The sequence below is a fragment of the Bradyrhizobium sp. BR13661 genome (assembly GCF_029892425.1).
Taxonomy (GTDB): domain Bacteria; phylum Pseudomonadota; class Alphaproteobacteria; order Rhizobiales; family Xanthobacteraceae; genus Bradyrhizobium.
On the sequence record NZ_JARXWB010000002.1, the window covers coordinates 474479 to 496432 of the forward strand.

General features: G+C 64.7%; 22 protein-coding genes. 12 read left to right on the forward strand and 10 right to left on the reverse strand.

What is annotated here, in order from left to right; all coding sequences use genetic code 11:
• Positions 1–4 precede the first annotated feature (4 nt).
• The 7 genes from M2427_RS05385 to M2427_RS05415 form a co-directional block, all read right to left on the reverse strand.
• The gene (locus tag M2427_RS05385) at positions 5–562 is read right to left on the reverse strand and encodes an HNH endonuclease (RefSeq protein ID WP_008142962.1); all 558 of its coding nucleotides are present in this window, start codon (positions 560–562) and stop codon (positions 5–7) included.
• Between the two features lie 227 nt (positions 563–789).
• Positions 790–1767, reverse strand: a complete 978-nt coding sequence (locus tag M2427_RS05390) for a peptidyl-alpha-hydroxyglycine alpha-amidating lyase family protein (RefSeq protein ID WP_280705154.1) — start codon at positions 1765–1767, stop codon at positions 790–792.
• 128 nt (positions 1768–1895) lie between these two features.
• A complete protein-coding gene (locus M2427_RS05395; protein ID WP_280705155.1) occupies positions 1896–3671 on the reverse strand; it encodes an NAD(P)/FAD-dependent oxidoreductase in 1776 nt (591 codons plus the stop codon).
• A gap of 55 nt (positions 3672–3726) precedes the next feature.
• Positions 3727–4812: a DUF2855 family protein gene (locus tag M2427_RS05400; RefSeq protein WP_280705156.1), complete on the reverse strand. Its 1086-nt coding sequence runs from the start codon at positions 4810–4812 to the stop codon at positions 3727–3729.
• Positions 4813–4883: 71 nt separating this feature from the next.
• A complete protein-coding gene (locus tag M2427_RS05405) occupies positions 4884–6434 on the reverse strand; it encodes an acyl-CoA synthetase (RefSeq protein ID WP_280705157.1) in 1551 nt (516 codons plus the stop codon).
• Between the two features lie 25 nt (positions 6435–6459).
• The gene (locus tag M2427_RS05410) at positions 6460–7632 is read right to left on the reverse strand and encodes an ABC transporter substrate-binding protein (protein WP_280705158.1); all 1173 of its coding nucleotides are present in this window, start codon (positions 7630–7632) and stop codon (positions 6460–6462) included.
• A 40-nt stretch (positions 7633–7672) separates the two neighbouring features.
• Positions 7673–8647, reverse strand: a complete 975-nt coding sequence (locus M2427_RS05415; RefSeq protein ID WP_280705159.1) for a nitronate monooxygenase family protein — start codon at positions 8645–8647, stop codon at positions 7673–7675.
• 189 nt (positions 8648–8836) lie between these two features.
• On the opposite strand from M2427_RS05415, the gene M2427_RS05420 reads away from it, so the two are divergent.
• Positions 8837–9724, forward strand: a complete 888-nt coding sequence (locus M2427_RS05420; protein ID WP_280705161.1) for a LysR family transcriptional regulator — start codon at positions 8837–8839, stop codon at positions 9722–9724.
• Here M2427_RS05420 and M2427_RS05425 read toward each other — a convergent pair.
• A complete protein-coding gene (locus M2427_RS05425) occupies positions 9721–10374 on the reverse strand; it encodes a DNA-3-methyladenine glycosylase 2 family protein (RefSeq protein WP_280705221.1) in 654 nt (217 codons plus the stop codon). The genes M2427_RS05420 and M2427_RS05425 overlap by 4 nt on opposite strands.
• Positions 10375–10561: 187 nt before the next feature.
• On the opposite strand from M2427_RS05425, the gene gluQRS reads away from it, so the two are divergent.
• Positions 10562–11434: a tRNA glutamyl-Q(34) synthetase GluQRS gene (gene gluQRS, locus M2427_RS05430; RefSeq protein WP_280705162.1), complete on the forward strand. Its 873-nt coding sequence runs from the start codon at positions 10562–10564 to the stop codon at positions 11432–11434.
• A gap of 103 nt (positions 11435–11537) precedes the next feature.
• Positions 11538–12821, forward strand: coding sequence for an ATP-binding protein (locus M2427_RS05435; RefSeq protein WP_280705163.1), 1284 nt, complete (start codon positions 11538–11540; stop codon positions 12819–12821).
• Here the strand turns inward: M2427_RS05435 and M2427_RS05440 are convergent.
• Entirely contained in the window at positions 12748–13641 is an 894-nt protein-coding gene (locus M2427_RS05440) for a YihY/virulence factor BrkB family protein (protein WP_280705165.1), read from the reverse strand. The two genes, M2427_RS05435 and M2427_RS05440, sit on opposite strands and share 74 nt — an antisense overlap.
• Positions 13642–13949: 308 nt before the next feature.
• On the opposite strand from M2427_RS05440, the gene M2427_RS05445 reads away from it, so the two are divergent.
• The 6 genes from M2427_RS05445 to M2427_RS05470 all read left to right on the forward strand — a co-directional run bounded on the left by M2427_RS05445 (position 13950) and on the right by M2427_RS05470 (position 18041).
• Positions 13950–14144, forward strand: coding sequence for a twin transmembrane helix small protein (locus M2427_RS05445; RefSeq protein ID WP_027530620.1), 195 nt, complete (start codon positions 13950–13952; stop codon positions 14142–14144).
• Between the two features lies 1 nt (position 14145).
• Positions 14146–14718 carry a cob(I)yrinic acid a,c-diamide adenosyltransferase gene (locus M2427_RS05450; protein WP_280705166.1) on the forward strand — a complete coding sequence of 191 codons (573 nt, stop codon included), beginning with the start codon at positions 14146–14148 and terminating at the stop codon, positions 14716–14718.
• 126 nt (positions 14719–14844) lie between these two features.
• Positions 14845–15594 carry an electron transfer flavoprotein subunit beta/FixA family protein gene (locus M2427_RS05455; protein ID WP_280705167.1) on the forward strand — a complete coding sequence of 250 codons (750 nt, stop codon included), beginning with the start codon at positions 14845–14847 and terminating at the stop codon, positions 15592–15594.
• Complete coding sequence (locus tag M2427_RS05460; RefSeq protein ID WP_280705168.1) at positions 15594–16538, forward strand: FAD-binding protein; 945 nt, start codon at positions 15594–15596, stop codon at positions 16536–16538. Before M2427_RS05455 ends, M2427_RS05460 begins: the two co-directional genes overlap by 1 nt.
• A 209-nt stretch (positions 16539–16747) precedes the next feature.
• Complete coding sequence (locus M2427_RS05465; RefSeq protein ID WP_280705169.1) at positions 16748–17629, forward strand: 3-hydroxybutyryl-CoA dehydrogenase; 882 nt, start codon at positions 16748–16750, stop codon at positions 17627–17629.
• Between the two features lie 217 nt (positions 17630–17846).
• Positions 17847–18041 carry a putative motility protein gene (locus M2427_RS05470; protein WP_212234002.1) on the forward strand — a complete coding sequence of 65 codons (195 nt, stop codon included), beginning with the start codon at positions 17847–17849 and terminating at the stop codon, positions 18039–18041.
• On the opposite strand, the gene M2427_RS05475 is transcribed toward M2427_RS05470, so the two are convergent.
• Positions 18038–18703: a TlpA disulfide reductase family protein gene (locus M2427_RS05475; protein ID WP_280705170.1), complete on the reverse strand. Its 666-nt coding sequence runs from the start codon at positions 18701–18703 to the stop codon at positions 18038–18040. The genes M2427_RS05470 and M2427_RS05475 overlap by 4 nt on opposite strands.
• A 101-nt stretch (positions 18704–18804) precedes the next feature.
• Here M2427_RS05475 and argH point away from each other — a divergent pair, with 101 nt between their 5' ends.
• The 3 genes from argH (at position 18805) to lysA (ending at position 21876) form a co-directional block, all read left to right on the forward strand.
• Positions 18805–20202: an argininosuccinate lyase gene (gene argH, locus M2427_RS05480; RefSeq protein ID WP_280705171.1), complete on the forward strand. Its 1398-nt coding sequence runs from the start codon at positions 18805–18807 to the stop codon at positions 20200–20202.
• Between the two features lie 93 nt (positions 20203–20295).
• The gene (locus M2427_RS05485) at positions 20296–20586 is read left to right on the forward strand and encodes a lipoprotein (protein ID WP_280705173.1); all 291 of its coding nucleotides are present in this window, start codon (positions 20296–20298) and stop codon (positions 20584–20586) included.
• Positions 20587–20610: 24 nt separating this feature from the next.
• Positions 20611–21876, forward strand: coding sequence for a diaminopimelate decarboxylase (gene lysA, locus M2427_RS05490; protein ID WP_280705174.1), 1266 nt, complete (start codon positions 20611–20613; stop codon positions 21874–21876).
• Positions 21877–21954 lie beyond the last annotated feature (78 nt).

Genomic DNA, 21954 nt, shown 5'->3' on the forward strand with positions numbered 1-21954 from the left:
GCCCCTACGGGTCCAGCTCCGTATCCCAGTAGAGGTAGTCCAGCCAGCTGTCGTGCAGATAGTTCGGTGGAAACAGGCGGCCGTTGCGGTGGAGCTGGTGCACGGTCGGCGCGAAGGCGCTCTGGCGTGGAAACATCTTGGCCTGCGCGGGCGTGAGATTGCCCTTGCGCAAGTTGCAGGGCGAACAGGCCGCGACCACGTTCTCCCAGGTGGTCTGGCCGCCCTTGCTGCGCGGGATGATGTGATCGAAGGTGAGGTCTTCAGGCGAGCCGCAATATTGGCAGGCGAATCGATCGCGCAGGAAGACGTTGAATCGGGTGAAGGCGGGGTGGGTGGTCGGCTTCACGAAGGATTTGAGCGAGACCACGCTCGGCAGCTGCATTTGCAGCGTCGGACTGTGAACCGCCTGATCGTAATGCGCGACGATATTGACGCGATCGAGGAACACCGCCTTGATCGCGTCCTGCCACGACCACAGAGACAGTGGGTAGTAACTCAGCGGCCGGAAGTCCGCGTTCAGGACCAGCACCGGCCAACTGCCTTGCGAGACATGTGCGTTCAAGTAACGCTCCCGGCCTCCAATATACGCTGCGAAGCAGCAAGCATTGACATACTACATGCAGCGTGACGGGATTGTGAAGCCCGTTGAGCGACTTATTCAGACGCAAGCAATACGGCGGCGGGGTGGCAAACGCTCAAAAACGCCGCGATTTGGGAGCTCGAAATGGGGCGGGGCACCTGCGGGCCCAGGCGCCGCTCCAATAGCGGATGTGGACCTTGCCGGCTCAACTATTCCCGCACCCGCTCCAGCTTCTGCAAGCACCGCGTCGCGCGCACCACGGCCGGCATCTCCTCATTGGGGAAGCTGGTCGTCCAATTGGTGACGCCGACTTCGCCGACATAGATGTCGCCCCGCGAATCCAGCGCGAGGCCGTGCGGCGCCAGGAACTTGCCGGCTGCAACGCCCGGACCCGCTTCGCCGCCGAGCCGGGCGATGCGCTTGCCTTGCGCATCGACGATCGAGAGCCTCGGGCCGAGGTTAGGCACATTGCGGTTGATGTCGAGGCCGGGGCCGAGCTCGCCGATCACGAAGGTCGGACTTTTGGCTCCGCCACAACAGCACAGCGCGCAGGGCCGGTGCAGATTGTTCCACTGGGTCTCGTATTTGCCCTCGCCGTTGAACACCTGCACGCGATGGTTCTCACGGTCTGCGACGTAGACCCAGCCGTCGGCATCGGTAGCGATGTTGTGCACGATGTTGAACTGGCCCGGATCGGTGCCGGGCTCGCCCCAGCTTTTGATCAGCTTGCCGTCCGGCGTGTATTTATGCACGCGCGCATTGCCATAGCCGTCGGAGACGTAGATCTCGCCTTTCGGCGACAGCGCGGTGTGGGTGCAGCGGTGAAAGGGTTCGCCGCTCATGAACGGCGCAGGCTTCCTGGGGATACCGATCGTCAGCAGCACCTTGCCGTCGGTGGTGCATTTGCGCACGGTATGGTCGCCGTCGTCGGTGCAGTAGAGATTATCGTCGGCATCGATGTGCAGGCCGTGCGCACGCGAAAACAGACCTTCGCCGAAACTGCGCAGGAAATTGCCCTCGCGGTCGAGCACCACCATCGGGTGTTCGCCGCGGTTGAAGACATAGACGCGGTCCTTGCTGTCGACCGCGACAGAGGCGACGTCGGTGAGCTGCCAGCCGTCGGGAAGCTTTGCGAAGTTTTCGACGACACGGTAGCGGTGCTCGCCGGTGCCGAGAATGGCTGGCATGGATGGTCTCTCCTCTTGTCATCCCGGGGCGCGACGCAGTCGCGAGCCCGAAATCCATTGTACGGCATAACCAGTGGATCGATGGATTCCGGGTTCGCGCTGTGCGCGCCCCGGAATGACGACTGTGGTCACGCTGTTCCCACATCACGCCCCAAAATCCCTTCCTCGATCGCCTTGATCTGAAGCGCGAGGAATTTCGAGTTGATCCGGCACTGTGCGAGGCTGCCGGCGATGAACCACAGGCCGGGTTGCTTGGTCCGAACGTACATGTTGCGTAGCTCATAGCCGTTGCCAAAGCCCCAGACCGGGCCGACGCGGTCGGCGATGGCCTCGCCGAACAGCTTTCGCACGAGGTATTCCTGCGGCTTGTAGCCTGTGGCGAGCACGATCAGATCGGCGGCGATGCTCGTGCCGTCCTTCATTCGCGCCCCGTCGGCCGCGAAGCTTTCGATGTCCTCGAACTGCTTCAGCTTGATTGCGCCCTCGACGATCAGGTTGGAGCAGCCGACGTTGAAATAATAACCGCCGCCGCGGGTGAGATATTTGAACTGCCAGCCGGTGCCCGCCTCGCCGAAGTCGAGCTTGAAGCCGACGCGGCGGAGGCCGTCGAGCAGCTCCTTGTCGAGCTCTTTCGACTGCTCCGTCAGCATCACATGGGTCTTCTTCGCGAGCGGCGTCGGCATCGAGGCTGCGATCAGATCGTTGTCTTCCAGCGTGCCCTCATTGTAGGTCGCGTAGGCCAGCTGTGCCGACGGTTCGATATTGGTGACCAGCGTCGGCGAGCGTTGCACCAGCGTCACTTCGGCGCCGCTGGAATAGAGATCCTGCGCGATGTCGTGGCCGCTATTGCCGGTGCCGATGACGATCGCGCGCTTGCCGGTCCAGTTCTCGCCGTCCTCGTAGCGGCTCGAGTGCACGAGCGTGCCCCTGAAACGATCGAGCGTCGGAATGTCGGGGATGTTGGCGATGCCGCTGACGCCGGTCGCCATGATCACATGGCGCGGATGCAGCGTGCGCTTGTTCCCGTCGGCACGGCGCAGTGTCACCGTCCATTGGCGCTTGGCCTCGTCATAGGCGCCGCCTTGGAACTCGGTGCCGGTCCAGAAGTTCAGCTCCATGGCGTCGACATAGGCTTCGAACCAGTTCGCGAGCTTGTCCTTGGGGATGTAGGTCGGCCAGCTCGGCGGGAACGGCATGTAGGGCATGTGATTGACCTGCACCTGGTTGTGCAGGGTCAGCGCGTGATAGCGCTTGCGCCAGACGTCGCCGATCCGCGCTCCGCGATCGACAATCAGCGTGTCGATCTGCAGCTGCTTCAGCCGTGCAGCGATCGCAAGCCCGGCCTGGCCGCCGCCGACCACAAGCACTGTAGGATCGCGATCGGCATAGTCGCGCGAGGCGTTACGCAAATCGAGCCAGTTTGGTCCGCGGAAGTCGCGCGAATAAGCCTGCCCCCGCGGCCGTGAGGTGCCGAGCTGCTCTTCGAACCCTTTGAGCTCTTCGAGCGCTGTCAGCAGTGTCCAGGCCTTCAGCCTGTCACCGTCGGCGGTGTCAGGCGCGAGCCGTACAATGCCGCTGCCACGGCCGAGCGCGGTTTCGAAACTGAAGATCGCTTCGATGGTGTTGGTGCCAGCCCGCGTGACCCAGCGCGGCGCCGCGCGGTTGGGCGCGATCTTGAAATTCGTCGGCACCGCCTTTGGCGCGAGCGCGATCAGCGCTTGCACGACTGTATCGCGGCCCGCAAATGTCTGCAGGTTCCAGCTCAGCGCCAGCACATCGCGCCAAAAGCTGTCGGTGAGGAAGAGGCGGTCCAGCGCAGCGCCAACAGGCTTGCTCAGCGAGCCCTCGAATTCATCGAGCCAGGCCTGCGCGGAGACAGCGATATCCTTCGTGCGATCCAGCATGCGCAACCTCCCTTGAGAAGAACGCTATACTGGATCCGGCCATGTCAAAAGCGCTTTACCCGAGCAGCGTGAGCATGTGGCCCTGCTCAGGCGGAATGCGCCCCTTCAGCGTGTCGAGATAGACCTGCCGCACGGCGTCGGGGCCGCAGCTCTCGACCACGCTCAGGCATCGCTCCAGCATCGGGGCGAAGCTCGACCATGCCGCGCCGAAGCGCTGCTCGATGCCACCCGGGCCCCATTCCTTGGCGCGCTTGCGGATCTGGTCGGGGGCAAAGAACCAGCGCGGCTTTGCGCCGGGCAGCACGCCTTCATCCGCGTCAGTCGCGCGATGCGTCAATCCGACGCGCACGGAGCATTTCATCTGGTCGCCAAAATGCTGGTGCAGTCCGGCGCGGAGCGCGCTGTTGCCGGCCATATCGACGAAAGCGACCGGTGCATCCGCCGGCAGCGATTGGATGCGATCATAGGTGACGACCTCGTCATAGCAGCCGAGCGAGGTGACGAAAGCGGTGTTGCCGGCAGAGGTCAGTCCAATCACCTTCCTGCCGCGCGTATGCAGGAGATGGCTGAGCCCGAATGCCGTCTTGCTCGAGGCGCTCGACAGCAGCACTGCGCGTGCGCCGAAATCGTCATTCTCGGCGAGGAAATCATCGACCAGGAACGACAGCATGAACAGCGGCCGCAGCAGCGCCTGGTAGTCGCCCTGCCTGCCGGCATAGGCAGGATCGCCGCTGACGCGCGCATAGGCATTGTAGACCGGCGCTACGCCTTGTCGGTGCGCGGCGCCGTCGCGCAGGCCGCGCTTGCTGACGTCGGTGGCCTCGATCACGAGATGCGTCGCCATCGGGAAATAGCCGAACAGGCGCTCGCCCACGGCGACACCGGGGTGTTTCGAGGCGATCACCTCGCCGAAGCCCCACACCGGAACGTTGCCGAAGCCGCTTGGCGCGGGAAACAGCTGCCAGTATTTCAGCTCGTCGCCGAGCACGGCATAGGTGATGTTGTTGGCAGTGAAGGCGAAGCGATCGACTCGCACGAGCAGCACATCCTGTGGCAGCGCGTCGGCTGCGGGAAGCGTGGTCGCGATCGTCTTGCAATTTTCCAGATCGTCTCGTGCAACGATGAAGTCAGTGGCTGTCATGTTGTCGATCCTCCGGTCCGCGCCGGCACCTCATGGGACATGTGCGGGCCGTTTGCAACCGCAACATAGTTTTAAACGCCGTTCGCTCGCGTTTCGCCAGGCTCGCCTTTTGAACCGTTCGCCCAATAGGGATCGCGCAGCTTGCGCTTGAAGATCTTCCCGGTCGCCTCGCGTGGCAGCGTGTCCATGAACTGGATCTGTTTCGGTACCTTGAAATTGGCTAGCCGCTCGCGCAGCCAGGCCTGCACGTCCGTAGCGGAGAGTTGCGCGCCGAGTTCGGGCTCGATGCAGGCGCACAGCCGCTCGCCATATTCGGCGTCAGGGATGCCGAACACCGCGCAGTCGCGGACCCCTTCCATTCCGATCAGCACGTTCTCGATCTCTGCCGGATAGATGTTGACGCCGCCCGAGATCACCATGTCGCGCTTGCGGTCGCACAGGAACAAATAGCCGTCTTCGTCGAGATAGCCGACATCGCCGACGCTGACGAGGCCGTCGCGGCCGGCCTCGGCCCGCGCCTGCGCCTTGCCGTGATAGTCGAAATCCGGCACCGCGGTTTGGCGCATGTAGATCTCGCCGACCTCGTTCACGCCGCAGGGGGTGCCGTTGTCGCGAAAGATCTTGACGATGCCGCCTTCGATGGCGCGGCCGACCGTGCCGGGCTTCTTCAATGCCTCCTCGGCCGAGTGCCACACCGGGATTCCGGTCTCGGTCGAGCCGAAATATTCGTTGATGACCGGCCCCCACCACTCGATCATGGCGCGCTTCACCTCGGGCGGGCAGGGCGCAGCGCCATGCACGACGAAGCGCAGCGAGGAGAGATCGTAGCGCTGTCTCACCGGCTCGGGCAGCCGCAGCAGGCGGACGAACATCGTCGGCACCATGTGGATGTGCGTGACGCGGTGACGCTCGATCAGCACCAGCAGCTCTTCGGGGTCGAATCGCGGCTGCAGGATGATGGTGCAGAAGCTGCGGAACGCCAGCATGCCGTAGGAGTGCGGCGCCGAGTGATACATCGGGCCGTTGATCAGCACGACCTGCTGCTCGCGCGACTTGATGCCGTAGGCGATCGCGCCGACCCGTTCGGAGGCCGCCGCCTGCTCGGGCTGCATCGGCATGCGCCGCACGCCCTTCGGCATGCCTGTTGTGCCCGACGTGTAGATCATCGCCGCGGCGCGCCGGGGCGGCTCCCGGCTTTCCGCATGCTCGTCACGCCAGCGGTCCCAATCGGTCAATCCCGCCGGGACCTCGGTGAGCTCAGCAGGAATCTCGAAGGTCGCCGCGAGCTCGGGCGGTGTCGCCACGACGAGGAGGCGAACGTCCGCCGGAATGCCCGAGCGGATCTGCGGCAGCAAGTCGGCATGGCAGACCAAAATCTTCGCGCCGCTGTCGGACAGGATGTAGCGGACCTCGTCGGCCTTGAGATGCCAGTTGATGGGCACCACCGGGCTGCCCAGCGCAGCGGAGGCGGCGACCACCTCGAACAGCGCAAAATCGTTGCGCAGCATCATGGCGACCGGCGTGCCCTCGGTAAGACCAAGGGCCCGGAATCCACTCATCGCCCGTTTGATGCGCGGCTGGATCTCGTCGTAGCCGATCCGGCGATCGCCGCTAATGATCATGGCGTGTCCTGTTTCCAGTGTCGGCTTAGCGGTCGTCGAGCACGTCGCCGAAGCCGACCCAGCTCTTGCCGTTGAAGCGGCGCAGCTGAAGCTGCTGGAACGGCAGATAGTCGTCCGGACCGGTTGTTACGCTCATGCCCGGCAGCTTCAGATCTTTGAGTGAAGCCGCCTGGCGCATGATGTTGTCGCGGCCGACGTCGTCCTTGCAGGCTCTCAGCACCGCCATCAGCAACGTCGCGTAATGGTAGCCGGCAGCGTAGTTGGAGTTGGAGAGATCCGCATTCGGCATGTACTGCTTCATGAAGGCGAAATATTCCTTCACGCCGGGATCGTCGGCCCATTGCGGGTCCATCGTGTCCTTCTGGTTGCTCGACGAGATCAGGCCGATCGCATTGTCGAGCCCGGCCGGCTCCAGGAACGAGATTGACGAGGCCGAGGTCGGCACGAAGAACAGCTCGGGCTTCCAGCCGATCTCGGCGACGCCCTTGACCAGTTGCGATGTGAACTTACCGAGCACGACCCCGAACAGCACGTTGGCGCCGGAGGCTTTCAGCGTCGAGAGCTGCGAACTGATCGTCGGCGCGCTGGTCTCGTAGGTCTGCTCGGCGACAATCATGCTCGCGGCCTTGTCGCCGAGCGCCCGCTTGAAGCCGGCGACATAGTCGCGGCCGAAATCGTCGTTCTGGGACAGGATCGCGATTTTCGCGTCCGGCTTGGTCCGCAGCACGTGCTTGGCATAGACCACGCCCTCGGACTCGTAGGCGGCCATGCCCGGCATGGTCCATGGGTATTTCTGCGGATCGGCCCATTTCGTGGCGCCGGAGAGCACGAACAGCTGCGGCACCTTCTTGCCGTTGAGATAGCGCTGCACGGCGCTGTTGGTGGCGGTGCCGAGTGAGCCGAACATCATCAGCACCTCGTCCTGCTCCACCAGCTTGCGGGTCTGTTCGACGGTCTTCGGCGGCGAATAGGAGTCATCCAGCGTGATGAACTTGACCTTGCGGCCGTTGATGCCGCCTTCGGCATTGACCTTCTCGAAGAACGCCTCCTGGGTCCTTCCGATCGCGCCGAAGCCGGACGCCGGCCCGCTATAGGGCAAGGTCTGCCCGATCCGGATCTCGTCGCTGCCTTCGGCACGAACCCTCGGCGCGGCGAGCGTCAACAGAGACAGGGCGATCAGTGCGGCTGCCAACTTCATGATGTCCTCCCGTTCTTTTCTTTCTGGTCCCTTCGGAACGTCAGGCGCTGGCGCGCATCAGGAAGTCCTGCCGCGCCTGATGGAACTCCGCCTTCATCCGCCCGACGAGCTCCGCGACATCAGGCACGTCGGTGATCTGGCCGATGCCCTGGCCGGACCCCCAGATGTCGCGCCAGGCCTTGGACTTCATGTTGCCGCCGGAGCCGAAATTCATCCTGGTCTTGTCGGCAACGGGCAGATTGTCCGGATCCAGGCCCGCAGCGGCGATGGAGGGGCCGAGATAATTGCCGTGCACGCCCGTGAACAGGTTGGTGTAGACAATGTCGTGCGCGGCATGCTGCGTCAGCGCGGATTTATAGGTCTCGGCGGCATTGGCCTCTTTGGTCGCGATGAAGCGCGTGCCCATATAGGCGAGATCGGCGCCCAACGTCAGCGCCGAGGCAATGGCAAAGCCGTCGCTGATCGCACCCGAGAGCAGGATCGTGCCGCCGAACCATTGCTTGACTTCGCGCACCAGCGCGAAAGGCGAGAGCGTGCCGGCATGCCCGCCGGCGCCGGCGCAGACCAGGATCAGACCATCGACGCCCTGTTCAGCCGCCTTGCGAGCGTGCTTGACGTTGATGACGTCGTGGAACACCAGCCCGCCATAGGAATGCGCGGCGTCGACGATCTCGGCCGGCGGCCGCAGCGAGGTGATGATGATGGGCACGCGGTGCTTCACGCAGGTCTCCATGTCCTGCATCAGGCGGTCGTTGGAGGCATGGCAGATCTGGTTGACTGCGTAAGGCGCGACCTTCTTACCCGGGTTGAGCGCGCGATACTCTCCGAGTTCGTCCTCGATCCGGCTCAGCCATTCGTCGAGCTTCTCGACCGGTCGGGCGTTGAGCGCCGGAAACGAGCCGACCACGCCGGCCTTGCACTGGGCGATCACCAGCTCCGGGCCGGAGACGATGAACAGTGGCGAGCCGACCACGGGCAGCTCGAGCGAATCCTTCAAGAGAGTAGGCAATGCCATCATGTCCTCCCGGACCACGCGATCGCGCCCGGGAGGCGGATGGCGAAGCGTTTCCTGTTGATTTGCCGCACGGGCGGGGCTCGCCGCGTCCTTTGCGGATTTGCCGCCATCATAATGGCTGGACAGCGCGCCCGGGGCGTTCAATATTGAACGGTTAACTATTCAGATTTGAACAACAAAGCCGCCGCTATGGACTGGGACCTTTGCAAGACCTTTGTCGCGGTCGCCGACACCCGCAGCTTCACCGCGGCGGCGCGCCGGCTGCGCACCAGCCATCCGACGGTCAGCCGCAAGATCGCGGCGCTCGAGACCCAGCTCGGCACCCGATTGGTGGCGCGCGCGGCCGACGGCCTGGCACTGACGGCGGAAGGGCGGACCTTGCGCGAGCACGCCGAGGCGATGGCGGCCGCGGCGTTGCGGGCGGAGAGCGCGGTCGCGGCGGGCGGGCACAAGGCGCGCGGCACCGTCAAGCTGTCGATCGGCGCGACGTTGGCCTCGCATTGGCTGATGCCGCGCCTGCCGGCCTTCCTGCGCGCGCACGATCACATCCAGCTCGAGGTCATCACCCATCCGTTTCCGGCGAGCGTGCGCCGGCGGGAGGCGGACGTGGTGCTGCGTCCGTTCGACAGCGGCGAGGAGAATCTGGTTGGCCGCAAGATCGGCCGTCTCGGTACCGGGTTCTATGCCTCGCGCAGCTATGCCGCCAGCAGGCCCCTGCCGGAACGGCGCAGCGACTGGAAGGAGCACAGCGTCATCGGTTTTGCCGACCGGGACTCCAATGCGCAGCTGGCACGGTGGAGCGACGTCATCACGGGGCAGGCCAAGGTGGTGATGCGCTGCTCGTCCCAGGGCGACATGCTGGCAGCAGTCCGCGCCGGCATCGGAATCTCGGCGCTGTCGTGCTTCGTTGCCGAAACCTATTCCGACCTCGTGCGGGTCGCCCCGCACAAGCTCGCTAGCGTGGCCGATCTCTGGCTGCTGGCGCATCCCGATCTCGTCGAGTTGCCGGCGGTGCGCGCCGTGATCGACTTCGTCGCCGAATGTGCCCGGGTCGATCGCGCTTTGCTGCGCGGTTAATTTGATCCCGCAAGCACACCTTCGCGCTTCTTCACCGCGCGGTAGTAGCTCCACCACAGATGTGCGGCTGCGCCACGCAGCGGGCGCCAGGGTTCGGCCAGCGGCGCCATCTGCTTTTCCGTCGGCCGCGCCTTCAGGCCGAGGCCGATCTTGATGCCCTCCTGCACTGCGAGATCGCCGGCGGGCCAGGCATCGCCATGGCCGAGGCAGAACAGCAGATAGACATCGGCCGTCCATGGTCCGATGCCGGGCAGCGAGATCAGCGTGTGATGCGCGGCATCGGCGTCTTCTTCGCCGAGGACGTCGAGGTTCAGCCGCTCCGCGATGATCTCGCGCGCCAGATGCTTCAGCGTCTTGATCTTGGCCGCGGAGAGACCAAGTCGTCCCAGCCGGTCGGTGCGGGCGCGGCGGACCGCCTCATGGTCGAACGGATCGAACGCCGCCGACAGCCGTCCCCAGATCGCCGCCGCGCTCGCGGTCGAAAGCTGCTGACCGCAAACGATGTGGGCCAGGCCTGCAAAGCCCGGCTCGCGCCGCCGCAACGCCGGCATGCCCGCGATTTCGAGCACACGCTTGAGGCGCGGATCGCGCTTGACCAGCGTGTGAACAGCCTCTTCGAGGTCGGACTGGGTTTCGAGGTGGATGGTCATGGTGACACCGGCGAACTCTTTCCACGTCATGGCCGGGCTTGACCCGGCCATCCACGTCTTTCTAACCGCGCGTCATTATTAGCATGAGCGCGGAAATCGTGTTCATTCGCGACCTTGACACGGTTGGCAAGTCGCACCGAAGAACGTGGATGGCCGGGACAAGCCCGGCCATGACGAGTTTCAACTGATGCCGCCACCCGTTTTCCGATTTGCCCCGAGCCCCAACGGCCACCTGCATCTCGGCCACGCCTATTCCGCGCTGCTGAACTTCGATCGCGCGCAGGAAACCGGCGGGCGGCTGTTGCTGCGCATCGAGGACATCGACGCGACGCGCTGCCGGCCGGAGTTTGAGGCAGCGATCTACGAAGACCTCGCCTGGCTCGGGATTAAATGGGAGACGCCGGTACGGCGACAATCCGAGCATCTCGCCTGTTATCGCGCCGCGCTGGACAAGCTCTCCGCGCTCGGTCTCGTCTATCCCGCCTTCGAAAGCCGCGCCGAGATCGCAAGGCTCGTGGCCACGCGCGAGGCTGATGGGCCATGGCCGCGTGATCCCGATGGGGCGCCGCTCTATCCCGGCAATGCGAAATCGCTGCCTTACGACGAGAGGTCGCGTTTGATCGAGTCCGGCTTGCCCTACGCGCTGCGGCTCGACATGGCGGCGGCCTGCCGGCGGGTCTCCGGCCTCAGCTGGAACGAGTTAGGCGAGGGGCCCGCTGGCGAGCGCGGCCTGGTCACTGCACGGCCCGAGGCCTGGGGGGACGTGATCCTGGCCCGCAAGGAGACCCCGACCAGCTACCATCTGTCCGTAGTGGTCGACGACGCGCTCCAGCGTGTGACCGAGATCGTGCGTGGCCAGGACCTGTTTTACGCCAGCTCTGTCCACCGCCTGCTCCAGACTCTGCTCGACCTGCCGGAGCCCGCTTACCGTCACCACGCTCTGATTCTCGGCGTGGATGGCCGAAAGCTATCGAAGTCAGATCGCGCGACTGGCCTTCGGGAGTTGCGCGTCGCGGGTCGCACGCCCGCCGGTATCCGCACGTCCGTGGGATTAGGCTAAGTTTCTCTGGGGGTTAGCAAAACGCCGCCGTGACTCCGGGGGTTTCGCCGTGCCATGCTCGCCTTTGAGCCCGGGGTTCGAAGCGGTACTTCGAAGGGGATTTATGGCGGCGAAAACGCGCGGAGCGCGCACCACGCGAAAGTCGAGGCAGCCGCCTCGGAAGCGGTCCGGGGCGGTCGGGAGGTTGCGCAAGCGCAGCACCAAGGTCGTCGCACCCGACGTGATCCAGGCGGCGCTCGCTGCCTTTGCCCACGAGGTCCGCACGCCTCTGACCGGCATTCTGGCGATCAGCGACCTGCTCTCGACCTCTGATCTCGGCGAGCGGGAGCGTCGCTGGGCCGACACCATCAAGGCCGGCGCCGAGCATCTGGCCAATCTCGCCACGCTGTTCGTCGATGCCGCCAAGACCGGCAAGGGAAAGGGCGGCGGCACGCTACGGCAGGATTTGTTCGATCTGCGGGCGCTCGCCCGCAGCACCGGTGATTCGCTCGCCGGCCGCGCCGCTGCCAAAGGTCTAAAGGCTGAAGTCAACATCTCCGACAAGCTCCCGGGCCTCGTGGTCGGAGACCCCGTGCGCCTCCGTGCCGCGCTCGAGAACCTGATCGACAATGCGGTGAAGTTCACCGAGCAGGGCGGCGTGGCGATCTCGGCCGCGCCCTGGCGTTCCGCCAAGGGCAAGGCAGGCGGAAGGGGCAAAGAGAGGGACAAGCGCCGGGTTGGTGTCGCCTTCTCGATCTCCGACAGCGGCATCGGCCTGACCATGGCCGAGATCAAGCGGCTATTCCGCCCGTTCACCCAGGCCAATGTCACCATCGCCTCGCGCTTCGGCGGCGCTGGGCTCGGTCTGTCTTCGGTGAAGCAACTGGCGCGCGCGATGGGTGGCGACATTGCCGTCGCGCCGCGGCGCGGAGGCGGCGCCACCTTCACCCTGACGGTCACGCTCGATGCAGCGGGGCCGGCCAGGTCGCGCAAGCCCGAAGGTGGCGAAGCGGAAGCCGATGCCGTCGCTCCCCTGCGCGTGCTCAGCGTCGAGGACAATCCATTCGGCCGCGTCGTGCTCAACACGATCCTGACCGAACTCGGCCATCATGCCGAGTTCATCGGGCGCGGCGAGGACGCGGTGAACAGGCTCGCGCAGGGCGGCTTCGATGCGGTGCTGATGGACATGGTGCTGCCCGGCATCGACGGGGTCGAGGCCATCAGGCGTATCAGGACGATGCAGGCGCCGCTGGCTCGGATCCCGATCATCGGCGTGTCCGGCCGCGGCGAGGACGAGGCGGCCTCGCGCGAGGCCGGCGCCGATGCCTTCCTGGTCAAGCCTGTGTCCCCGCGGGCTTTAGCGACTGCGCTGCTTGAAGCGAAACGCCGTGAGGAAGCCGCGACTTGATGATCGCAGCGTTGAGCTCGCCGCCGAAAACAAAGATCGCGGCAATGAAATACAGGAATACCAGGGCGATGATCACCGAGGCGAGTCCCGCATACATCGTGACGTAGTTATTGGCGAAGCGCGCCAGATACTGGCCGAACACGATGCCCGAGATCAGGGACGCCACCATCGTGAAGACGATGCCGGGCAGGATCTGGAGGAAACCACGCCGCCCCGCCGGCAGCCACGCATGCAGGATGAGCAGCGCCACCACCAGCGCGCCGATGGTGATGCCATAGCGCACCCAGGTGAGAATGCTCTCGTTGGACTCGACGAATAGCGGAATATGGCGTCGCGCGGCCTCAATGAAAAGCGGGCCGAGCACGATCAGGAATGCCATGGCGAGCGCGGTGAAGGCCGCAACCAGCGTATAGCCGATCGATTCTAGCCGCAGCCAGTACCAGCGCCGCATCTCCACCACTGCATAGGCGCGGTTCAGCGCGACCCGCAGCGCTTCGACGCCGTTCGAAGCAAAGTAGACCGACAGTACCGCGCCGATCGTCAGCACGCCGGAGCGGGTGGTCGTCAGCACGTCGTGGATCTCGCCCGACAGCGAGTCCGCCACTTGCTTCGGCCAGACCTGCAGCATCAGCCCCGCAGCCTGGTCCGCCAGTTCCTTGGAGCCGAAGAAGCCGGCTAGCGACGTCAGCACGATCAGGAACGGGAACAGCGCCATCAGCGTCGACAGCGCGATGTGGCTCGCGATCGCCCAGCCGTCGTCGGCCAGGAACGTGTAGAAGGCGTCCTCCACGACGATATAGACGTATCGGATCGCTTTCACAGCACCTGCACCGCTGCCGCTACTCCCTCTCCCCGCGTGCGGGGAGAGGGTTGGGGTGAGGGGGACTCTCCGCGGGGACGGTGACAGGGGGACTCGCGGAGAGTCCCCCTCACCCGGAATCCGCGCCGCGCGCGCATTCCGGCCTCTCCCCGCGCGCGGGGAGAGGCGAAGAAAGTCGGCAATGCAAACAAGTCCGAAATCATATCGCTAGCTTCTGATATTCTTGTCCCAAAAGCCAGATCGCCAAGCGCCCCGGAATGACGGGCGGGGAGATGGCGGAGCGCCGCGCTCGGTGTTATCACCCCCAAATGGCATCTCTCCTGAGTACTTTCATCCTGCCGGTGGCAGCCGGCGCCGTGGCGATTGTCTTGCTGCTCGGTCTCGTCAACATGATGCGTGGCGGTTCACCCAACACCTCGCAGAAATTGATGCGCTGGCGCGTGCTGCTGCAGTTCATCGCGATCGTCATCGCCATGATCGCGGTCTGGGCGATGGGGCGCTAACATGGTCGTGCTCAACCGCATTTATACGAAGACTGGTGACGACGGCACGACAGCGCTCGGAACCGGCGAGCGTCGTCCGAAATACGATCTGCGTATCACGGCCTATGGCACCGTCGACGAGACCAATGCCGCGATCGGCGTGGTACGCCTTCACACCAAGGACGCCGGGGAGCTCGATGCGATGCTCGGCCGCATCCAGAACGATCTGTTCGATCTCGGCGCCGATCTTGCGGTGCCGGAACGAGAAGGCAAAGCCGAACGGCTGCGGGTGGTGGCAAGTCAGGTCGAGCGGCTCGAGCACGACATCGACGCGCTCAACGACAAGCTCGCGCCGCTCACCTCCTTCGTGCTCCCGGGCGGCACGCCGGCCGCTGCCTGCCTCCACGTCGCCCGCACGATTTGCCGCAGGGCGGAACGCGTGATGGTGGAACTGGCAGCCCAGCCCGGCGAGCCCGTTGGCGCTGCTGGCATCCAGTATATGAATCGGCTGTCGGACTTCCTTTTCGTGGCCAGCCGTGCGGCTAACCATAACGGTGCCGGTGATGTGCTCTGGGTTCCGGGCCAGAATCGCTGACCCATTGAGGTCAGCATTTCCCGGGGCTAAAATTAGGCTCCTTCGCGCGTTGACCGGGCCGGATCAGGCCTTTAGGTTCCGCGCCAGTTGAATAACCCCCCTCCTAGATTGAGTGAAAGAGGATCGATGAAGGTCTTAGTGCCGGTAAAGCGGGTGGTCGATTACAACGTCAAGGTCCGCGTCAAGGGCGATGGATCGGGCGTTGAACTCGCCAACGTCAAGATGTCGATGAACCCGTTCGACGAAATCGCGGTCGAGGAAGCGCTGCGTCTGAAGGAAGCGGGCAAGGCGACCGAGGTCGTTGTGGTCTCCATTGGACCTGCGCAGGCATCGGAGACGATCCGCACTGGTCTTGCCATGGGTGCCGATCGCGGCATCCTGGTGAAGACCGAGGGCACCGTCGAGCCGCTCGCGGTCGCCAAGATCCTGAAGAAGGTGGCTGAAGAAGAGCAGCCCGGCCTGATCATCCTCGGCAAGCAGGCGATCGACGACGACAGCAACCAGACCGGCCAGATGCTGGCCGCGCTGCTCGGCTGGTCGCAGGCGACGTTCGCTTCGAAGCTCGAGGTCGAAGGTTCGGACTTCAAGGTCACCCGCGAGGTCGACGGCGGCCTGCAGACCGTCAAGCTCAAGGGACCGGCGATCGTCACCACCGACCTCCGTCTCAACGAGCCGCGCTATGCCTCGCTGCCCAACATCATGAAGGCGAAGAAGAAGCCGATCGCGGACAAGACCGTCGCCGATTACGGCGTCGACGTCACCGCGCGTCTCGAGGTTCTCAAGACGACTGAACCGGCAGGCCGCAAGGCTGGCGTCAAGGTCAAGGACGTCGCCGAGCTGGTCTCGAAACTCAAGAACGAAGCCGGGGTGCTCTGATGACGACGCTGCTGATTGCCGAACACGACAATGCGTCGCTCAAGGATGCGACCAACAAGGCCCTGACCGCGGCTGCTGCGCTCGGTGCGGATGTCGACGTGCTGGTGGCTGGCGAGAACGCCAGGGCTGCGGCCGATGCCGCTGCCAAGCTCGCCGGGGTGAAGAAGGTGCTGCTCGCCGACGGCGCACTCTATGCGCACGATCTCGCCGAGCCGCTGGCCGCACTGATCGTCTCGCTTGCGCCGTCCTACGACGCGATCGTCGCGCCTGCGACCTCGCGCTTCAAGAACGTGATGCCGCGCGTCGCAGCTCTCCTCGACGTCATGCAGGTCTCGGAGATCATCAAGGTCGTCGCTCCCGACACCTATGAGCGTCCGATCTATGCCGGCAACGCCATCCAGACGGTGAAGTCGAAGGACGCCAAGAAGGTCATCACGGTCCGTACCTCCACCTTCGCCGCCGCGGGCGAAGGCGGCAGCGCGAGCGTCGAGAGCGTTGCGGCTGCGGCAGATCCCGGCCTGTCGTCCTTCGTCGGCGAGGAAGTCGCCAAGAGCGACCGTCCCGAGCTGACCTCGGCCAAGATCATCGTCTCCGGTGGCCGCGCCATGCAGAGCCGCGAGAACTTCGCCAAATATATCGAGCCGCTGGCCGACAAGCTCGGTGCCGGCGTCGGTGCCTCGCGCGCGGCGGTGGACGCCGGCTATGCGCCGAACGATTGGCAGGTCGGCCAGACCGGCAAGGTCGTGGCCCCCGAGCTCTATGTCGCGGTGGGCATTTCCGGCGCCATCCAGCATCTGGCCGGCATGAAGGACTCCAAGGTGATCGTCGCGATCAACAAGGACGAGGACGCGCCGATCTTCCAGGTGGCCGATTACGGCCTGGTCGCCGACCTCTACCAGGCGGTTCCGGAGCTGACGGCCGAGCTCGGCAAGCTCGGCAAGTAAAACGCGTTCAAAACACCGGCCGGAGGTATAAACTCCGGCCGGTGTTGCATTTCTGAGGCGTTTTCTTTGGCGTGGGGCGCGCCTTGGAAGCGATCCAATCTAGGTTTCGAGCCAGGATTCTGATCTAATCGGGTTTCTGATTAAATCAGACCTCCCGGCTCAGGGATTAGGCAGGGCGCGATATGCGCGCCGTTCCGGTGGATGACATTATGGCGGCAGTGATCAAGAAGGTCGGCGTGATCGGCGCGGGTCAAATGGGCAATGGCATCGCGCATGTCGCGGCCCTGGCCGGCTTCGATGTGGTGCTCAACGACATCTCGGCGGACCGCCTCAAGTCGGGCATGGCCACCATCAACGGCAATCTGGCGCGCCAGGTCTCCAAGAAGGCCGTCTCCGAGGACGACAAGAACAAGGCGATGGCGCGCATCTCGCTGGCCGAGAAGCTCGACGACCTCGCCGATTGCGACCTCGTGATCGAGACCGCGGTCGAGAAGGAAGAGGTCAAGCGCAAGATCTTCCACGAGCTCTGCGCGGTGCTGAAGCCCGAGGCGATCGTTGCCTCCGACACGTCCTCGATCTCGATCACCCGCCTTGCCGCCGCCACCGACCGGCCCGAGCGCTTCATCGGCATTCACTTCATGAATCCGGTGCCGCTGATGGAGCTGGTCGAGTTGATCCGCGGCATCGCCACCGACGATTCGACATTCGAGGCGTCCAAGGAATTCGTCGCCAAGCTCGGCAAGCAGGTCGCTGTCTCCGAGGATTTCCCGGCCTTCATCGTCAACCGCATTTTGCTGCCGATGATCAACGAGGCGATCTACACGCTGTATGAAGGCGTCGGCAACGTCGAGGCCATCGACGCGGCGATGAAGCTCGGCGCTCACCATCCGATGGGCCCGCTGGAGCTTGCCGATTTCATCGGCCTCGATACTTGCTTGTCGATCATGCAGGTGCTGCATGAGGGGCTCGCCGACTCCAAGTACCGTCCGTGCCCGCTACTTGTGAAATATGTCGAGGCCGGCTGGCTCGGCCGCAAGACACAGCGCGGCTTCTACGACTACCGCGGCGCCAAGCCGGTTCCGACGCGGTAAGAAGGTCTCGTGCCCCGGACGCTGCGCAGCGCGTTAGCGGTGCGCTGCAGAGCCGGGGCCCAGAAGCCGCGTGCGCGCTGAAGGCTGGGTCCCGGCTCTGCGGTGCGTCACTTGCGTGCCGCCCCTTGTCCGGGACACGCTTGCCGTACTGCTCCGTGACGATTCATGTCCCGTTAACCGACCAGGCCTAGGTTTCGGCTGGCAAGAGGGTTGCGTAATGGACACGATGGCGATGGTCAGCACCATGCTGGCCTCACAGCAGGGCGCGCTGCAGTCGAACATCTCGGCGACGCTGATGAAGCAGAACGCGGATGCGGAGAAATCCGCCGTCCTGACGCTGCTCGGCGCCGGTCAGCCCTCGCTCGCCAATGTCGGCCCAGGGGTCGGCGGCAACCTCAATATCTCCGCCTAATACGACGCCGTCGCCGGCTTCACCGCGGCCCTTATCAGCTTCAGCGCGTCCTCGCTCGCCCATTCGGCCGGGCCCGCGATGGTCGCGATCTCGCAGCCCTGCGGGTCGACCAGCACCGAGGTCGGCATGCCCAAGGCCCGGCCTATGGCCTTAAGATCCTGGAAAACCTTGGCTTTCTGGTCGGTGAAATAGCCAAGCCGGGTCAGATTGGCGTCTTTCAGGAAGGTCTTCGGCTTCTCGGGGTCTCGGGTGTCGATATTGATCGCCACCACCTCGAAATCAGGGCCCGACAGCTTGGCCTGGAGCTGGTCCAGCGCCGGCATCTCTTTTCGACAGGGCACGCACCAGGTGGCCCAGAGGTTGACCAGCAGGGTCTTGCCGCGGAAATCGGACAGCTTCTTCGGCTTGCCCTCGGCGTCCTCAAAGGTCAGATCCGGCAGCTTCAGGGGTGCACTGGCCATCGTCAGCGCCGCCACCTCGCCATGCGCGAGCGGGGCGATCTTCTGCGCGGTCGCGACCGCCGCCCGGCAGGCCGGATCGCCCGACGGGGCCCGGCTCAGGCCGAGTCCGTAGAGCGCGGCGAAGCCGGCCAGCCCGCCGACCACCACGGTGGCGATGACGACGGGGATCCGGCGCGTGGCGGAGGGCTTCGGGTCGAGCATATCGTTTGTCATCCGGTCGCAGATATGGCTATCAGGGGCCTCTTAATACGGCTGGCCTCCGCCAGCAAACATGCGGCAAAGCAAGGCGTGAGCAGGGGATCATGAGCAACAAGATGTGGGGCGGCCGGTTCTCGGAACGTCCCGACGAGATCATGGAAGAGATCAACGTCTCCATCGACGTCGATCGTCACCTCTACGCCCAGGACATTGCCGCGTCCAAGGCCCACGCCGCGATGCTTGCCGCGAACGGCATCATCACGGCCTCTGATGCGAAAAATATCGGCAAGGGTCTAGACACGATTTTGTCAGAGATCGGCAAGGGCGGCTTCGAGTTCAAGCGCGCGCTCGAGGACATTCATATGAATGTCGAAAGCCGTCTGTCGGAGCTGATCGGCCCCGCCGCCGGCCGGCTGCACACCGCACGCTCGCGCAACGACCAGGTTGCGACCGATTTCCGTCTCTATGTCCGCGACATCGTCGACGAGACCGACGCGGCGCTCGCCGCGTTCCAGCAGGCGCTGGTGGAACGCGCGCTGGAGCATGCCGGCACTGTCATGCCCGGCTTCACGCATCTGCAGACCGCGCAGCCCGTCACCTTCGGCCACCATCTGCTCGCCTATGTCGAGATGGCCGCGCGCGATCGCGGCCGTTTCCAGGATGCGCGCAAGCGGCTCAATGAATCTCCGCTCGGTGCTGCCGCGCTCGCCGGCACCTCGTTCCCGATCGACCGTCACGCCACCGCGAAGGCGCTGGCCTTCGATCGTCCGATGGCGAACTCGCTCGACGCCGTCTCCGATCGCGACTTCGTGCTGGAGACGCTATCGGCCGCCTCGATCTGCGCCGTGCACATGTCGCGCTTTGCGGAAGAAATCGTGATCTGGACCTCGCCGCTTGTCGGCATGATCCGCCTCAGCGACAAGTTCACCACCGGCTCCTCGATCATGCCGCAGAAGCGCAATCCTGATGCCGCCGAGCTGGTGCGCGCCAAGACTGGCCGCGTCATCGGCGCGCTCAACGGTCTGTTGATCGTGATGAAGGGCCTGCCGCTTGCCTATCAAAAGGACATGCAGGAGGACAAGCAGGGCGCCATGGAGGGCTTTGCTGCGCTGTCGCTGGCGATCCGCGCCATGACCGGCATGGTCCGCGACCTCGTGCCTGACGAGGCCAGGATGAAGGCGGCTGCCGGTGAAGGCTACGCGACCGCAACCGATCTCGCCGACTGGCTGGTGCGGACGCTGAAGATGCCGTTCCGCGAGGCCCACCACGTCACCGGCCGCATCGTCGCCAAGGCGGCCGAGGGCGGCGTGGCGCTGCACGAACTGCCGCTCAAGGAGATGCAGGCGATCGAGCCGAAGATCACGAAGGACGTGCTCGGCGTGCTCTCGGTCGAATCGTCGGTCAAGAGCCGCACCAGCTTCGGCGGCACCGCGCCGAAGAACGTGGCGTCGCAGGCAAAGAGCTGGGTGAAGCGGTTGGAAAAAGAGCGAAAATTGGGCTGAGGGCAAAATTTCGCTTATGTTTCATGGTCATCCGGCTCTCGCCAGAGCGCGCCAATCTCTGTATGGTGCGCCCCGCGTAGTGGGGATTTCGTCGTGACGTCAAAGTTTCGCCCGGCCGGCTCGGGGTGGGCCATCATTGTCTTGAGCCTGAGCGCACTTGCGCTCGCCGGCTGCGGCCGCAAGGGCCCGCTGGATCTGCCGCCGACCGCCTCCAACGCGTCCACGGCCAATATCGCCGCGCCCGCCGACACCGAGACCGAAGCCCAGAAGACGCCGAGCGTGTTCAATCCGACCTATGGCGCGGACGCGCCGCCGGCGGCGACCAAAGGCCGGAAAAAACCGTTTATCCTCGATCCGCTCCTGGACGAAAAGCCCAGCCGATAGGCTGGGGCAACTGAGCCAAACGCCATGAACCATTTCGACTATCGCAACGGCGTGCTGCACGCCGAGGCGGTGAACCTGTCCGAGCTGGCCGCGTCCGTCGGCACGCCGTTCTATTGCTATTCGACCGCGACGCTGGAGCGGCATTACCGCGTCTTCGTTGATGCCTTTGCCGGCGAGAAGGTGCTGGTCTGCTACGCCATGAAGGCGAACTCTAACCAGTCGGTGCTGCGCACGCTTGCCAAGCTTGGTGCGGGCGCCGACGTCGTCTCGGGCGGTGAATTGAAGCGCGCGCTCGCCGCCGGTATTCCCGCCGACAAGATCGTGTTCTCCGGCGTCGGCAAGACCGAGACCGAGCTGCGCGCGGCGCTCGCCGCCGACATCCTCTGCCTCAACGTCGAATCCGAGCCCGAGCTCGAATTGCTGTCGCGCCTTGCGACCGAGATGGGCAAGACCGCGCGGATCTCCGTGCGCGTCAATCCCGATGTCGATGCCGGCACGCACGCCAAGATCTCCACCGGCAAGTCAGAGAACAAGTTCGGCATCCCGATCGTGCATGCGCGCGAGGTTTATGCGCGCGCCGCGAAGCTGCCGGGCATCGAGGTGACAGGCACCGACGTTCACATCGGCAGCCAGATCACCGATCTGTCCAAGATGGAGACGGCGTTCCGCATCCTCTCCGAATTCGTGCAGGCGCTGCGCGCCGACGGCCACAACATCAGCCACGTCGATTTCGGCGGCGGGCTCGGCATTCCCTACTACATGGACCGCGAGGCGCCGCCGGCGCCGGATGCCTATGCCGCGATGGTCAAGCGCGTCAGCCACAATCTCGGCTGCACGCTGATGTTCGAGCCGGGCCGCATGATCGTCGGCAATGCCGGCATCCTCGTTGCCAAGGTGATCTACGTGAAGCATGGCGACGGCAAGAACTTCGTCATCATCGACGCTGCGATGAACGACCTCATTCGTCCGACGCTGTACGAGGCGCATCATGACATCCTGCCGGTGACGCAGCCGGCCAAGGGCGCGGCCACCATCGTGGCCGACGTTGTTGGTCCCGTCTGCGAGACCGGCGACTACCTCGCGCTCGACCGCACGCTGCCGACGCCGAAGCCCGGCGATCTCATCGCCATCATGACCGCGGGCGCCTATGGCGCCGTGCAGGCCGGTACCTACAACACCCGGCCGCTGGTGCCTGAGGTGCTGGTGAAGGGTGATCAATACGCGGTCGTGCGCCCGCGCATCGAGGTCGAACAGCTCATTGCGATGGATACGCCGGCGCCGTGGCTGTGAGCCGGCACCGCGCCAGTTCGCGCGGACAACTCGAACCCCGAAAACAACCCCATGCACAGTAGCCTTGGGGTTGTCCGC

Bases quoted from the DNA above. Each gene is read 5' to 3' on its own strand.
- M2427_RS05390 (WP_280705154.1), bottom strand. From the start codon at position 1,767: ATGCCAGCCATTCTCGGCACCGGCGAGCACCGCTACCGTGTCGTCGAA.
- M2427_RS05395 (WP_280705155.1), bottom strand. From the start codon at position 3,671: ATGCTGGATCGCACGAAGGATATCGCTGTCTCCGCGCAGGCCTGGCTC.
- M2427_RS05400 (WP_280705156.1), bottom strand. From the start codon at position 4,812: ATGACAGCCACTGACTTCATCGTTGCACGAGACGATCTGGAAAATTGC.
- M2427_RS05405 (WP_280705157.1), bottom strand. From the start codon at position 6,434: ATGATCATTAGCGGCGATCGCCGGATCGGCTACGACGAGATCCAGCCG.
- M2427_RS05410 (WP_280705158.1), bottom strand. From the start codon at position 7,632: ATGAAGTTGGCAGCCGCACTGATCGCCCTGTCTCTGTTGACGCTCGCC.
- M2427_RS05415 (WP_280705159.1), bottom strand. From the start codon at position 8,647: ATGGCATTGCCTACTCTCTTGAAGGATTCGCTCGAGCTGCCCGTGGTC.
- M2427_RS05420 (WP_280705161.1), top strand. From the start codon at position 8,837: ATGGACTGGGACCTTTGCAAGACCTTTGTCGCGGTCGCCGACACCCGC.
- M2427_RS05425 (WP_280705221.1), bottom strand. From the start codon at position 10,374: ATGACCATCCACCTCGAAACCCAGTCCGACCTCGAAGAGGCTGTTCAC.
- gluQRS (WP_280705162.1), top strand. From the start codon at position 10,562: ATGCCGCCACCCGTTTTCCGATTTGCCCCGAGCCCCAACGGCCACCTG.
- M2427_RS05435 (WP_280705163.1), top strand. From the start codon at position 11,538: ATGGCGGCGAAAACGCGCGGAGCGCGCACCACGCGAAAGTCGAGGCAG.
- M2427_RS05445 (WP_027530620.1), top strand. From the start codon at position 13,950: ATGGCATCTCTCCTGAGTACTTTCATCCTGCCGGTGGCAGCCGGCGCC.
- M2427_RS05450 (WP_280705166.1), top strand. From the start codon at position 14,146: ATGGTCGTGCTCAACCGCATTTATACGAAGACTGGTGACGACGGCACG.
- M2427_RS05455 (WP_280705167.1), top strand. From the start codon at position 14,845: ATGAAGGTCTTAGTGCCGGTAAAGCGGGTGGTCGATTACAACGTCAAG.
- M2427_RS05460 (WP_280705168.1), top strand. From the start codon at position 15,594: ATGACGACGCTGCTGATTGCCGAACACGACAATGCGTCGCTCAAGGAT.
- M2427_RS05465 (WP_280705169.1), top strand. From the start codon at position 16,748: ATGGCGGCAGTGATCAAGAAGGTCGGCGTGATCGGCGCGGGTCAAATG.
- M2427_RS05470 (WP_212234002.1), top strand. From the start codon at position 17,847: ATGGACACGATGGCGATGGTCAGCACCATGCTGGCCTCACAGCAGGGC.
- M2427_RS05475 (WP_280705170.1), bottom strand. From the start codon at position 18,703: ATGCTCGACCCGAAGCCCTCCGCCACGCGCCGGATCCCCGTCGTCATC.
- argH (WP_280705171.1), top strand. From the start codon at position 18,805: ATGAGCAACAAGATGTGGGGCGGCCGGTTCTCGGAACGTCCCGACGAG.
- lysA (WP_280705174.1), top strand. From the start codon at position 20,611: ATGAACCATTTCGACTATCGCAACGGCGTGCTGCACGCCGAGGCGGTG.